Here is a 12,117-nt window from a genome sequence, read left to right on the forward strand (position 1 = left end):
GGTTGCCGAGGCCAATTCCCGGCAAGCGCCAAGGTTCCAGGCGCCAAGGTCCCAGATTCTCTTTCAAGAAGTTGCCTCAGTCGCGTCGATAGGCTTGAGCCGCCCTCTCCGCCTCCATCAGCACGTCGAGCGCCCGCCACGGTTTCGGCATGAAGCGGACATCCCCCGGCATGTCGTCGAAGAGAGGATCGACAGGCCAACCTGCGGTCACGACCGTGCGCACCCATGGCCAGTTGAGGCGCACAGTCCGAACCAGGTCGCTCCCGTCCGTCAAATTCGAGAGATGCATGTCGGTGAACAGAAAAGCCACCTGATCCGCGTTTTGCCGCAGGTAATCGAAAGCCTCCTGCGCGCTGGCAGCCTCCACGACTTTCAGGTCGGTCTCCTCGAGAAGAGCGGCCGCAAGCCCCCTCACCTCGGAATCGTCCTCGACGATCAAGGCGACCCGAACCGGCTCTTCCTTCGGTGCCATGTGGCGATCTCCTTGACGGTCTTTAGGGAATCCACCCTTGAGAAGACGGTCAACCGGAACGATACACTGGTTTGCTGCCATTCAAGGGCAAGCTCAAGCCCGCTATGCCAGACGATACGATCGAGCGGGGCCCTCATTTCAGAACGGTGAAGACTGCACTCCGTTTCACCTTGGCCTTTGAGAAAATGTCCGCCCCTCTTCTTTTTGACCTAGAGGAAACCGCGCATCGGCTGTAGCTTAAGTTCGGAACCGATCCTTCTCACGCGAGATGCCTGCCGTGTTCAAGGAGATCCTGCTTCATCAGGAATTCGTGGATCTGGAGCATCACATGCAGCTTCTGGACCGGAAGCTGGCCGATGCCCTTCAGCGCATGCGCCACGGCTCCTCTCCCGATCTCATCGAAAAGGCCCGGCAGGACGAACGGCAGCTCCTGTCCGAACTGGACCGGCTGATGACCAGGTTGCGCGCCATCGAGGGACAACTGCTCCAGTTTCAGAAAACCGCCACCCGGCATTAACGCATCGCAGAAGCGCGCATGGCGGCCCCGAAGGTCCGCTTGCAACGGTGCAGCGCGCGAATGCCTTCTCCCATGTCCTGCGCGTCCGACAAACGTAGCTACAACGCCTGTGTGTGAGCGCACCTCGACGCAGCCGGTTCAGGCGCATGGTAGTCGCCTCACTTAAGGTTAGACATGAAGAGGATGAGAGATGACCATCAAGGAATCTCGCCTCGAGAGGCGTATGGAAGCGACGGCCGATGAAGGGTCGATGCGGAGAAAGGTCATCCCGCTGCTCCCGGCATTGATCGGGACGCTGGCGGTGATGAATGTCGCATCGGTCATCATGGCGCTCATCGAATGAGCCGCGCTCCGAACGAGCGACGGCTTGTCATGGCGATGGCAACGAAAGGCTCGGGACCTGCGGGGCGGTGTGAGAACCACGGAAGCCGCCCTGCAGGTTCAAGGTACGGTCTTAGCGCAGCCCGAGGAACGACAGGATCGCAAGGACGACCACGATCGCACCGATGAGCCAGATGATGTTGTTCATGCTTCTCTCCTGACAATGGCATTGATCCCATGCCAACGGTCAAGGTGAGGGTTCGTTCCTTCGCTCAACGCGTCCTCGGTGACGTGGAGCGGCAATCCGTGACATCGCTGCCGTAGCCTCCCCCCGCGGGACCGGTTCCCCGCGTGGAGACGCTTGTGCAGGCCTCGCGGGTCAGTCCCCGGCTCGTATCGGCCTGGATGCGGCCGTCATAGGTGCGTTGCATCTCGTATCCCGGCCCGGCCTGATACTCCCATGTGGAGACGCCTGCCATTCCCACGCATCCCGTGAGCAGAACCGCGAACCCAACGGCACAGCCCAGCTCCCAGACAATCCTCGCCATCGCCTTACCCCGCATCATCGCGCAATCGCCCCTTCGGTCTTAGAATACCTCACAAACCTCCTGGTTTCTTTAGGCAAGTCAGAACAACAGGCACGCTACCGGCCTCCTCCGCCATGAGCTTCGGACTTGCCCTGTCGAACACCGTCCTAACCCTCCTCCCCCACGAGCCTCGGGCTTGCCCGAGACTCGTCTTGCACAACGCGGGCTGTCCTCCCCCTTGTTGGGAGGAGGTGGAGGAGGGGGTGTAAGCGATAGCCTATCAAGGTCAAGCGTCGGCACCCCCGCCCTGACCCTCCCCACAAGGGGGAGGGAAAGCGCATCCAACGGTTTTATTAGATACTCCTAGAGCATCGTGCGGACCCTAGCGATGCTCTCAACTCAGGAAGAATGCACCGGATCCGATCCCAAAAGTGCAAGTCCACTTTTCTCGTCCGATGCTTTAGCCAGCAATCGCGTTGCGTCAATGAACTGGCGGACCACAAAAGAAAAACCCCGGTGTTGCCACCGGGGTTCTCCTGTCCAATCAGACGAGCCGATTAGAAGTCGCGCTGGATGCGCAGACGGCCTTCCCAGGAATCGTCGCCGCGCAGCAGCGGGCTGCGAGGATCGAGATTGGAGTAGAGGGCCTCGACACCGATATCCAGGCCGGAAACCGGCGACCAGATCAGGTTCGAACCGACGCGCCACTCGTTGAAGTCCACGGCGGTGGCAGGAGCACCGGCGCTGTACTCGACGCGAGCATAGGAGCCGAACACGCTCTGACGGATCGTCGGGGTCCAGAAGTGGTTGATGCCACCGGCGATGGACCAGCCGGAACCGGACTTGATGTCGCCGTCGGCGCCGATATAGGCATCGTAGACCAGAGCGGACGAGGAGCCGGCGGCCACATCGGGATCGAACCCGAGATAGCCGAGAGCGCCGTCGGCATAGGTGGCGGCGAGCCAAAGGGCGTCGCCCTCAGCCAGCATCGGCAGGTTCACGCTGACCTGACCGGACAGGGCCCAGCCATACTCGGTATCGGCGAACTGACCGCCGACCGGGATGTTGCTGCGCAGCTGGTGCACGACGCCGGAGAGCTGAGCCGAACCCCAGGTGCCGGCATACTTCACGTTACCGACCACGTCAGGCATCCGCTGACCGAAGCTGCCGAGAGCGTCCGACGCATAGGTGCCCTCTTCGAGCGACAGCGAGGCCGAGAAGCCGTTGCCGAACGAGAAGGTGTAGGCGAGCAGGTTCACGTCGGGGAAGTCGTAGAAGCGGACCGTGCCCCAGTTCTCGTTCGGGATGTCGCTGTTCGTGAAGAACGAGGTGACGCGACCGGCGGTCAGGCCGCCGAACTGGATGAAGGCCTGAGCGATATCCGGCGAGGAGGACACGCCGCCGCCAGCGTAGACGCCGGTGTTACGGGTGATTTCCATGCGCACGAAGGAGCGCAGGAGGCCGTAAGCTGTGGCGGTGCGGGCGTCGAGCTGGACGCGGCCGCGAGCGCGGAAGCCGATCGAGTCGTCACGGCGGCTCTGCGGCTCGAGGTACTGATACTCGGCGCGGACACGGCCGCCGACGCGCAGGCAGGTTTCCGTGCCCGGGATGTAGAAGAAGCCGGCTCCGTAGGTGGAGCAGACGCGCACGTATTCGACGGCAGCAGCCTTCTTCGAGGGAAGGTCGGCGGCCTGTGCCCCTGCGGCAGCCGCGAGACCCGCGACCGATCCGAGGAAGAGGCTCTTTGCGAGCTTCATGTGGTTCTCCAAAAAAGTCTGGGTACATGACCCATATACGATTGTGACAATATCCAGAGCATGACGCGATGCAACCACCTCAAGCGCGCTGTGCGCCCGTTGCACGGGCAAAGTGATGAAAAGATAAGCATTTTCAGAGCCGCCGAAGATTTATTCGGCGCAGTGTGTCATAATTTCAACACATCTTGGATGCTCGACGGTAGCCTTCCGCACGGCATGGGCGTGGCCGAGTCGAGGCCACTGCCTGCTCCTCGAAGCCGGGTTGCGGCGAGGCGCCGTTCAGTCGTCGAACAGGAAGTCGGCATCGCGGCATCGATAGCCGACAAGGCATTGGGGCGTATCCCGCGTCGGCACGAGGGCAGGTTCGATCGTCTCGTTGATCTCGCAGAAACGCTGATCCCGGACATAGCGGTCGTAGGTATAGGTCCCTGTCCCGAGCACGATCGCGCCGCGCGAGAGAACGAGATTGCGGGCCTGGTTGCAGGTCATGCCCGGCGTCATGGGCCGGGACTGCGCATAGGCGCCGGAAGCGGACATCGCCATGGCCAGGACGAACGATACTCTTCTCATGATGCCAATTCTCATGCCGATGCCTCTCCGCTCGAAGCGAGGACTGCATGACAACGCGCAAGGCCGAGCTTTGTTACGGCGCGCCGGGGCTCAGAGCATCGGCTGCAGGCGGCGCGCAACTTCGACGGCAGTGCCGTAATCGATCTTGCCGGAGCCGAGCACCGGAATGGTCGACACGAAGATGGAGCGCGGCACCCAAAGCTCCGGGAAGCCCTGGGCTTTGGCATAGGCCAGCAGCTCGTCCCTGTCGGCATCCGCCTTTTCGGTGATGAGGACGATCTGTTCTCCCTTGCGCGTGTCGGGCAGAGCGACAACCACATGGTTGAAATCGGGCCAGAGGGCCTGAACCGTCGCCTCGATGGCCCCGAGGGAGATCATCTCGCCGCCGATCTTTTTTCACACATTACTCTTTTTTAGGGACAATGTGAAGGAAGGGAGCGTCACCGAAGCTAAACGGAGCAGGGGTGCCACCAGTGGGGATTGTGGACGGAACGGCATAGTCCGGATCCTCCAGGATGGCGCTCACCAGGGCGTCGATGGCAGGGACACCGCCCCCCCGGCGCTCGACCAGCCGGGCGACGTTGGCGTAGAATTCCGGCGGTATCCGGCGGTGGTGCGCCGCCATCGCGTTCACGACATGCCGCATGGCCCGGAGCGCGGACTTGGATCCGGTCTTGAAGTACGCCATCCGGCCGAGATCGAGATAGTGGCGGCACGTCGTGGTCGGTCTGGCATGCCCGAGCGCTTCGGCCACCCTGTCGAGCACGAAGTTCTCGACACGCTGGTCCCAGCGGAACCCGTTGTCAGCGAAGGCCTCGGCCCACAGGCGCTCGGCGAGTTTCGTGGCAAAATACGCGCGGAGCCGATGGCCGCTCCCCGGGATCACACACTTGTTGAAAGCGTGCTTGAGGAGGTTGCCGATCGCGTCGGCTTCCAGAGGGCCTCTTGTCTTCTCGGACAGGAAGATCTCCGGCGGGCCCGGCGGCTGCAAGGCATTGCTCCACCGCAGAAGCTGGTCCCTCCGGACATCCCAGATACCGATCGCCAAGAGGTCCCGGACAAGGTCGATTGGGAACGGCACCTCCCGAGTGACCTGCCCCTTCCCCGTCACCGTGATGTAAATGTTCGTGCGGTGGCGTCGCTCCAGCCGCTCGAGCCCGTCCAGGACGGCCTGCCGGCCCTGGGCCCAGTTCGCGACCGCATCGAGGTTTGCGAGTTGCGGCTGCCAACCAGCGCGGACAGCCTCCGCCCTATTCTCGGGCTTTGGAACCTTGATCCCCTCCTTCGCCAGCCCAGCCTCCAATGCCAACACCGACAATCTCACCACCTCATCGCGCCTGAGACCGGCTTCGGCCTCCGTACGTCCGATGAGCCAGTTCCGATCACCAAGAGCCGGGCCGTCGGCGGAACTCCGCAGATACCCCAACACAGACGCCACCCCCGTGTCGTCGGGGGTGGGTCGTCTCGTGACCTTCCGTCCTGAGGGTTCCGCGCAACGCCACACCCGGACGCTGCCGTGCGCGGTGGCTTGGGGCGGGATGCTGGCGCCGCCGCGCCCCTTTCCCCGGTCCGCAGCCCGGTAGGTGATGGGTCCTTTCGCGCCGACCAGTTCCCTGTCCAGCAACATCGCTTGGGCCGCGCTCTCATAGAACGTGAACACGGTCGAGAGTTTGCGGCCGATGCGCCGGTCGGACAAGAGATCCTTGCTACGGCGAGCATCCGCCCCGAGCTTCTTGTTCACCTCCTTCAACCGCTCGCGCATCTCCTTCATCCGCTCGCGCCAGTCGATCATGACTTGGTCGTCGACTTCGTCCCAGCGGCATCCCCGGCCTTCAAGATACGCCCACCACTCCCGCAGGATGTATGCCTCGTCCCGCATGGACGAGATCGCGGTGCGCTTGTAGCGGAACGACCATCCGAAAAAGCGGAGGAGCGGCTCGCTGACGGATCCGTCGCGCTCGCAGATGATCGGGAGGCCCGGAGCTCGCTCCCCAGACCACTTGAAGTCGTCCGGTGCGAAGATCATGCGGTAGTCCTCGGGACTGTGTTGAGACGCCATGACCTCCCCGCTTCTCCGCCCATGAACCTCCGGCTGAAGATAGAGCGCCTAGTGCGTAATGCGAAGCGTCGCCGCCGGCGCTCCCAAGCCGGCTGCTTCGCGCCTGGTCAGACGCCTATCCAAAGCAGGGGCCCAGACCTAGCTTAACGACCCTCAGCCGGGGAGACAGGGTAAGTGTTCAGATGACGGATGGCCAACCAGCAGATGACAAGGCTGACGCAACACCGTAGCCCTTGAATGGCAGGACCAGGACGTCCTCCCAAACCGCTGCGGTCCCGGCGATCTCCTCCTGGTTGGGCACGGTCCTCGCTAGCAACCGGTGCCTCTGACGCCTCCGAAGCAGCCACGGCACACCCCGCCGCCCCCCCCGGCGTCCGCGATGGCTGATTAGAACCGGAGAGAACCTCCGTCGCATGGTCACCTCACAAAAGAGGCCGCGATCGATGTGGGGCATGAAGCCGCCACTGTATGGCCCCTTTAGGCGGGGAAGTTCCGGTCCGCCGCCCGAAACCGGCGCATGACGCTCCGGAACCGCGTGTCCCAGCCCGAGGCGGCTAGCGCCGACAGGATCCCTGGCATGTTCGATCCGAAGAGGAAGGCGGTCCTGACGAATGGAACTCCCAGACCCTCAAGGTGCCTGACCAGCATACCGGATGCATACTCAAATCCGGGAGCGGCATGACCGGAGAGGATCACGAACTCAACCCTGTCCATCAGGGATCGCACCTGGGCGTCCGGGCGGTCCTCGAGACAGAGGACGTGAGCGAGGTGTCGGTCGATCGCAGCCTTCGGGACCGCGCGACGCAGCCGGGCCTTGTCGCGCGGCGGGATCTTGTCCGACAGGCCGATCGGGAGGGCGTCGGCGAAGACCAGAGGCGCAGCCTGGGCGGCATGAAACACACGCTTGATGGCTGCCGTCGTCATCCCGGGAACGCCGCTGTAGCGAGCGGCCAATCCCGCCGCCGAATTCCAGAAGCCGCATCTAGGACTGCCCCTGAAATCGTATGTGCCTGCTCCTGGGCTGACAGGCTTGTCGACCTGGGGCTCGCGGCCAATCACCAGGATCAGAGGAAACGACCTTGCGACCGTCTCCCCATAGTAGAGGAACGACGGATGGAGGAGGTCGGCTCCTGCTGGCGTCTCCACCCCAGCAGCATCACGTTTGTTCATGGGAACTCCCTGGCGGAGCGGAGGACCCGCCCGGAGACCATGACGCGCCGCGACGTCCTGCCCGGGCCAGTTCCGCGACAAGGCCGCCTGTATTCGAAGCCCCCATGCCCCTGGTTCGGAAGCGGCCGTGCTCTCATGACACACGCATCCGCGGCAGAAGCCGGGCCATCTCGCTGAAGTTCGGGATCCCAGACCAGGCGCCGTATGAACCGACCACATAGAGGTTCTGCTTCGCGCGCGTGACGGCCACGTTGAGGATATTAGGTCCCGAGCCCGCCCAACTCCGCGCGCCATGCTGGCCCGCGTTCGGAGCGCCGAGCAGGAGGATCACCGTCTCGGCCTCGCGGCCCTGGAAGGTATGGATCGTCCCGACGCGATCGCGTGCCCACTCGTCGGGCTGTGCCTGAAACGTCGAGAAGACGTCCCGCTCCCGTTCCAGCCGCCGGCGCATCTCCTGCTCGACGATCTTGAACGGCGTGATCACGAAGATGTCCGGCGATGTGATGCCGGCTGCAGCGACAGCCCTCAGCATCCGCACGACGATCTCGCCCTCGTCAGGACACCACTTGGTCTCCGCCGTCCCGTCGATGTCGAACCAGCAGGACTGGCCCAGGAGCCTACCGACGGGCCCAGGATCCTTCGGTTTCGGGGCATGCACCATCTCGCCGGCATAGGCGATCTCGTTGGAGATCCTGAACATGGGATCCTGGCAGCGGCGATGCACCAGCAGCGGCACCCCGACCGTCCGCCTGCCCTGCTCCGACCGGAACGACGCCTTCGTCTTGGAGGCCTTGTCCGCGAGCGTCTGCGCGGAGGCGATCGCCGCCGCCCATTCGGCCATGTCGACCTTGAAGAACGTGCAGATCTCGGCGGTGAGGCGGTCGGGCAGCGAGACCACCGGCGGGATCTGGAGCGGATCCCCGATAACGATGGACCGCTTCGCCCGCATGATCGCCCCGACGGCAGCCTGCGGCAGCGCCTGCCCGGCCTCGTCGATCAGGAGCCATCCCAGACTACTCGGCTTCAGGTCGCCGAGCATCCGGTCGACGGACGCGAACGTGGTCGACACGACCGGGATGACCATGAAGAGCGTGGACCATAGGTCGCCCAGCAGCGCCTTCTTCTCCTCCTCTGGGAATGCCCCCGCCGTGAAGGCGCTCATCAGGGCACCCAGGTTATGCTGCACCTTCTGGGCCGAGGCGTCGACAAACGCCTTCTGGACCTCCAGGGCAGCCATGAAGAGTTCCTCGCGCTTGCGTTGGAAGGCGTCAGGCAGCCACGGAGCCGTCAGATGGATCTTCTCGTGATCGCCGCCGAAGAAGCCCTGGTCGATGAGCCTGTCCCCGATCTCCGCCCGGCCCTGGTCGACCGTCTGCTGTAGCCGGGATACGAGATCCCTCTGGCCTGCGAGGTCCTTCGCCGAGGCCGAGACTCTGCTGGCTAAGGCATCGGAGGCGGCAAGGGCGTCGACCCTCGACCTCTCTGCCGCCGCCGCCCTTCCCTGGGCTTCCCTCGTACGGTCGGCAAGTTCCTTCGCCTCCCTCGACCACTGCTTCCAGCTGGCGGTGCCGAACAGACGCGCGAAGAATCCGGGGCGCAATAAGGCATGGCTCGCCTGGGCGGTCTCCTGGCGCCTGGCCTGATCGGCCTGCTTCGCGTGTTCGGAGGTGCGCACATCGAGGACGCGTCTGGCGTCCGCACCCTGCCGCTCAAGCGCTACGTGCTGCTCCTCGAGCTTGGCGAGCTTGTCACGCTCTCCGGGCAGGCGTTGGCAGGTGGCACGCAGCTCCTCCATGCGCTTGAGCTCGGCCTCGACCTCCCGCGTCAGCGCCTTGAACCGGGATCTGGCCTTGCGCCAGCGCGCAGCGGCCGCATCTCCGGATGCAGGCTGCTCCCGGACGACCACCTCGGGCGTGCGCCGTTCGATCACCCGGTCCGTGACGGGATCCTTGATCTCGCGGACGACAGACTCCCCCTTGGCGGCCTTGAGATAGACGCGGAAGCCAAACTCCTCGTCCCACCAGAACTTCTGCTGAAAGGCGGCCCGGTTCTTCGCGTTGCCAAGCACGGCGGCGATCAGGCCCCAGGTCTCGACGGCCTTGATGTCGGCATCCACATCGTCGTCATCGAGTCCGACGGAGTTCGCGAGGCGGTCGCTGATCGAGCGGAAGTAGGCGACCTCGGTCGGCCGGCCGAACTCCTTCTTCAGAGGCAGCTCGCGGCTGACGTTCTCGACAGCCTTATTGTTGCTCGACGCGACCAGGATCTCGTGCCCCTTGAGTCTGGGATCGAGCCGGTAGAGGTGGAGGAAGGCGTTGCCTCCAACTGAGATCTTCTGTCCCGAACTGGTGAAGGCCGAAGCCGGATCATCGAACCGCACCATGGCGGCGGCGCGGTCGACGACGCAGCTCGCGACCAGGTCGCGCAGCAGCGTGGTCTTTCCGGTGCCGGGCGGGCCGTTGACGCCCATGATGCCACCGCCGCCTCCAAGCTCGGACCGGGCCAGGTTTACGGCGGCCTGCTGGAGCAGCACGAGCGGGTGACCACCCTGTGACGGCCAGCGCGACGGAGGGATCTGGGCCGGGGCGACCGCAGGCTCGATGAGCTTCAGGTCGGCGAGGACATCCTCGGTCTTGCCGGGATGCTCCATGCCGAGATAGCGCCGCAGGCCCGGACCGGCGTTGCCGTTGCCTACGAGTTCAGACGCCCTGGCGAGGTCGGCCAGGAAGAAGGAGTTCAGGAGCGACGCCTCCGGCGGCGTCTTGGACTTGTAGTAGTGATAGACCCGCAGGGCGAACGTCGGCTTCTCGACGAGGTGTGTGGGAAGCTGGAACTGCGCGACGAGCCAATCGTGCGCCCGCCGGACGGTGGCCATGTCCAGCGGCAGCGGCCTCCCGTCGGCGTCCCTGCGCCGCACGATCTGGTCGACACGGTCGAGCAGGGTCCGTTCGACCCGCGGCCATGCACCGAGTCCCCCGAGGTTGAGCTTCAGGGCATGCGGCAGGGCCCACGCGAAGGAGGACACGGCGATAGCGTTGTCCTCGAGCACGAAGCCGTCCTTGTCCACGAGCACCGCTGCGATCGCCGCCTTCTCCCGCTCCCGGCGGCTGCGCTCCTCGTCGGTCCCGAAGGCCTTCATGAGCTCGTCAGTCGCCCGATCCATCGCGATCGCCCCGAGGACCACCTGATAGTAGAGCTTCTTCTTCGGCCTTGAGGTCTCGCCCCGTCCCCACGGCACCTGGCCGGTGGTCAGGTCGGCAACACACCGGCGGTCGCCGGCGGCCAGATCCTCCGGCTTCTGGTAGGTCTGGGGCGACAGGGCTTCCAGCGCCGTCCATGCGGCGAGCAGGGAACGTGGTTCGTTAAGGCACTTGGGGCTCGGGAACGTTGGGAGCGGACCCAGGTCCTCTGTCGGAGGAGCTGTCTGCTGCCGCTGAGCCTCTCGCGGTTCCGCCGTCCTGTGGGAGCGCGGTTCGTCGGCTGGCGGCTCAGGGGCCGGCCGAGGTGGAAAGGGCAGGACGGTGGCGGTCGGCGACGGCTCCGGAGCAGCCCTTCGTGGCGTCTGGCGCGACGATCCGCCGGCACCCACGGCCTGGACCTCGGCTTTCCTGAGATGCGCCAACGCGCCTTCGACTTCAACCGCTAGGTCCCTGGCCTTTGGCACGTTGCGATGGTTCAGCTCCTCGGCCAGTGCCTCCAAGACGGCACGGTTCCCGCGAGAGGCTTCGAACAGCGCTTTGAGCTCTGTGATCTTCTTCTGGAAAAACGGACGTTGCCCCGGCATGCAGCACTCGATCTCATACGGCTTTTGGACAGCCATTCTATGAGATCTCAGCCGTGAAGCTCCGCGTGTCAATTCCACCTCAGGTCCCGCTGCGTATTCAGAGGCAGATGGTCGCGGTCCCTCGTCGAGGTTGGCGCCGATCTCAGGATCGCTGACCACAACGGGGTGACGCCGCTGCAGCACGCCCAGGCGCGGGGCTACGGCGGCAGCGCGTCGGTCCTGCGCCCATCGGCGAGGATGCCCGTCGTCCCGCCATAACAGTTGGTGCTCCAGAGATCGGCTGTGTCGGGGCAGCAACGGGCCAAGCACAAGAGTTTATAGCTTACTCGGGCAGACGAGTTCTCACCGCCCTCGTGGCTGGAGGGAGATTCCGGCCGGTACCTTGAGTTCGCCCTCCTCTCCGTCCAGGTCGATGAAGCGGCTGTCCCTCGGGATGACAAGCCCCTCTCCGACCTTCGGCAGCTTGGATAGGGCCGTACATGTCACCGCAGATCTGTCCCCTGACGAGGTCTCGGAGCCGACGAGCCGCGCTCCGGGCTGACCTGATCCCTGAAGGCTCCCCTCAATCCGTATGCTCTGATCTGGGAAAACCCAGGTGAAGCGCTGGCCTGTCTGCTTCCACTGTCCGGGCCATTCCCCCAGCTTTGTCCGAGAGGCGTCGAAGATGTAAGGGCTCACCTCGTCGCTCTCCAACTCCCCTCCTCCGACGCCGCCGCCCGGATAGAAGGTGATCACGAACCGGGACCGATCGCTTGCACGGGTGCATTGCCAGAGGGAACCGGCCAAGCCCATGCCGTCAGCAACGGCTGCGGAAGAAGCCACGATGAACCCGATCGCGGCGAGCAGATAGCCTTTCATGGCGCTGTCTCCACTCAGAGAGCAGAGCTGCACTGTAATCCGCAGGTTCTTACCAAAGCTGCTCTGCCTGTCTCAAGCAACT

11 protein-coding genes are annotated in these 12,117 nt (G+C 64.3%); 2 read left to right on the top strand and 9 right to left on the bottom strand.

Features of this window, described 5'->3' with window-relative positions:
* Positions 1–76: 76 nt before the first annotated feature.
* On the bottom strand, positions 77–472 hold the full coding sequence (locus L879_RS0107040) for a response regulator (protein WP_027315488.1): 396 nt from the start codon (positions 470–472) through the stop codon (positions 77–79).
* 277 nt (positions 473–749) lie between these two features.
* Between L879_RS0107040 and L879_RS0107050 the strand changes: the two genes are divergently transcribed.
* Complete coding sequence (locus L879_RS0107050; protein WP_027315489.1) at positions 750–989, top strand: hypothetical protein; 240 nt, start codon at positions 750–752, stop codon at positions 987–989.
* A 190-nt stretch (positions 990–1,179) separates the two neighbouring features.
* Positions 1,180–1,332 carry a hypothetical protein gene (locus L879_RS23570; RefSeq protein WP_154664115.1) on the top strand — a complete coding sequence of 51 codons (153 nt, stop codon included), beginning with the start codon at positions 1,180–1,182 and terminating at the stop codon, positions 1,330–1,332.
* A 250-nt stretch (positions 1,333–1,582) separates the two neighbouring features.
* Here the strand turns inward: L879_RS23570 and L879_RS0107065 are convergent, their stop codons facing one another.
* The 8 genes from L879_RS0107065 to L879_RS0107100 all read right to left on the bottom strand — a co-directional run bounded on the left by L879_RS0107065 (position 1,583) and on the right by L879_RS0107100 (position 12,035).
* On the bottom strand, positions 1,583–1,858 hold the full coding sequence (locus L879_RS0107065) for a hypothetical protein (RefSeq protein WP_154664116.1): 276 nt from the start codon (positions 1,856–1,858) through the stop codon (positions 1,583–1,585).
* Positions 1,859–2,394: 536 nt separating this feature from the next.
* A complete protein-coding gene (locus L879_RS0107070) occupies positions 2,395–3,594 on the bottom strand; it encodes a porin (RefSeq protein WP_027315491.1) in 1,200 nt (399 codons plus the stop codon).
* Between the two features lie 279 nt (positions 3,595–3,873).
* Positions 3,874–4,164: a hypothetical protein gene (locus L879_RS0107075; protein ID WP_027315492.1), complete on the bottom strand. Its 291-nt coding sequence runs from the start codon at positions 4,162–4,164 to the stop codon at positions 3,874–3,876.
* Positions 4,165–4,254: 90 nt separating this feature from the next.
* Positions 4,255–4,542: a hypothetical protein gene (locus L879_RS0107080; RefSeq protein ID WP_027315493.1), complete on the bottom strand. Its 288-nt coding sequence runs from the start codon at positions 4,540–4,542 to the stop codon at positions 4,255–4,257.
* Between the two features lie 25 nt (positions 4,543–4,567).
* Complete coding sequence (locus L879_RS0107085) at positions 4,568–6,190, bottom strand: site-specific integrase (RefSeq protein ID WP_154664117.1); 1,623 nt, start codon at positions 6,188–6,190, stop codon at positions 4,568–4,570.
* A gap of 510 nt (positions 6,191–6,700) precedes the next feature.
* Positions 6,701–7,393: a hypothetical protein gene (locus L879_RS0107090; protein WP_027315495.1), complete on the bottom strand. Its 693-nt coding sequence runs from the start codon at positions 7,391–7,393 to the stop codon at positions 6,701–6,703.
* Between the two features lie 133 nt (positions 7,394–7,526).
* Positions 7,527–11,093, bottom strand: coding sequence for a DEAD/DEAH box helicase (locus L879_RS0107095; RefSeq protein ID WP_210163808.1), 3,567 nt, complete (start codon positions 11,091–11,093; stop codon positions 7,527–7,529).
* A gap of 426 nt (positions 11,094–11,519) precedes the next feature.
* Positions 11,520–12,035 carry a hypothetical protein gene (locus L879_RS0107100; protein ID WP_027315497.1) on the bottom strand — a complete coding sequence of 172 codons (516 nt, stop codon included), beginning with the start codon at positions 12,033–12,035 and terminating at the stop codon, positions 11,520–11,522.
* Between the last annotated feature and the right edge of the window lie 82 nt (positions 12,036–12,117).

This window comes from Microvirga flocculans ATCC BAA-817 (assembly GCF_000518665.1).
Classification (GTDB): domain Bacteria; phylum Pseudomonadota; class Alphaproteobacteria; order Rhizobiales; family Beijerinckiaceae; genus Microvirga; species Microvirga flocculans.